The organism is Nocardia sp. NPDC004722 (assembly GCF_053601505.1).
Window position 1 is genome coordinate 1 of sequence record NZ_JBSGBY010001006.1, and the last position, 1761, is coordinate 1761.

Genomic DNA, 1761 nt, shown 5'->3' on the forward strand with positions numbered 1-1761 from the left:
GTGGGGGTGCCCGTGCTGGAGCGGACTACGCTCGGGTCTCGGCCGACCGCCGCGGGGGCGTTGATCGCGGAGTGGGCTCGGGATGTGGTCGACGCGGCGGACGGGAAAATCGCTGTGGCCGAGGCGAAACGGCTGCGCCCCGACGTGGTGCTGATGGATGTGCGCATGCCGGAGATGAACGGGCTGGACGCGGCGCGGGCCATCCTGTCGGCGGGGTTCGAGCCGCCGGTGCGGGTGCTCATGCTCACCACCTTCGACATCGACGACTACGTGTACGAGGCGCTGGGCATCGGGGCCAGCGGGTTCCTGCTCAAGGACGCGCCCGCCGAGGAATTGGTGCGCGCGGTCCGGGTGGTCGCCGCCGGTGACGCGCTGCTCGCGCCGACGGTGACACGCAGGCTCATCGCCGACGTGACACGCCGCCGGGCCCGGCGTGCCCCCGCGCCGCGGCTGGAGGTGCTCACCCCGCGTGAGCGTGAGGTGCTGGAGTTGGTGGCGCGCGGCATGTCCAATGCCGAGATCGCCGAAAGCCTTTTCGTGGCCGAGCAAACCGTGAAGACCCACGTGTCGAAGGTCTTCACCAAACTGAATCTGCGCGATCGCGCGCAGGCGGTGGTGCTGGCCTACGAATCCGGTCTGGTGACCCCGGGCTGACCTGCCCGGACGGCGTTTCGGCGGGTAGGCTCACGGACTTGTACGTCACCGGAAGGGGGTCGTGAACAGTGCTGAACAGTGGTGACGTGTTCGCCGGGTTCACCATCGAACGGCTGCTCGGACAGGGCGGGATGGGCTCGGTCTATCTGGCCCGCCACCCCCGCCTGGGCAAGCTGACGGCGCTCAAGCTACTGAATCGGGAACTGTACGCGGACAGGGAGATCCGAGCCCGGTTCGAACGCGAGGCGGATCTGGTCGCGCGCCTGGACCACCCCAATATCGTCGAGGTGTACGACCGCGGCACCGAGAGCGACATGCTGTGGATCTCCATGCAGTACGTGGACGGGGTCGACGCCGCCGGGATCAATGTCGCCACCCTGCCGCCGGAACGCGCGGTACAGGTGATCGAAGGGGTCGCCAGCGCACTGGATTACGCGCACGGCATGGGGGTGCTGCACCGGGACGTCAAGCCCGCCAACATCATTCTGGCCCGCGCCGTCGGCGGGCACGGGGAACGCGTGTTCCTCACCGACTTCGGCATCGCCCGCCTGCGCGAGGACTCCACCCACCTCACCCAGGCAGGCATGTTCACCGCCACCCTCGCCTACGCCTCCCCGGAACAGATGACCGGCGCGCCCCTGGATCCCACCACCGACCAGTACTCCCTGGCCTGCGCCCTCTACTGGCTCCTCATCGGCATGGGCCCCTACGACTCCCCCCACCCCGCCGAACTCATCCGCGGCCACCTCCAACTCCTCCCACCCCCGGTCAGCCTCCGCCGCCCCGGCCTCTCCCCGGCCATGGACGCCGTCCTCACCAAGGCCATGGCCAAACGCCCCGTCGACCGCTTCCCCACCTGCGTAGCCTTCGCCAAGGCCGCCCGCACCGCCCTCTCCGGGGCGCCCCCCCCCCCACCCCCCGCCCCCCCCCCCCCCCCCCCCCCCCCCCCCCCCCCCCCCCCCCCCAAACCCCCCCCCCCCCCCCCCCCCCCCCCCCCACCCCCACCACCCCCCCCCCCCCCCCCCCCCCCCCCACAAACCCCCCCCCCCCCCCCCCAACAACCCCCCGCCCCCCGACCCCCCCCCCCCCCGGCGCCCGCCGCCCGCC

The 1761-nt window shown here is 72.3% G+C and carries 2 protein-coding genes; both read left to right on the forward strand.

Annotated features, from left to right (window positions below; genetic code table 11):
* The first annotated feature begins 60 nt into the window (after window positions 1–60).
* Window positions 61–654, forward strand: coding sequence for a LuxR C-terminal-related transcriptional regulator (locus tag ACWELQ_RS45140; protein ID WP_452403098.1), 594 nt, complete (start codon window positions 61–63; stop codon window positions 652–654).
* Between the two features lie 131 nt (window positions 655–785).
* Window positions 786–1761 (forward strand): serine/threonine-protein kinase (locus ACWELQ_RS45145; protein ID WP_452403099.1); only part of this gene is annotated, 976 nt, incomplete at its 3' end.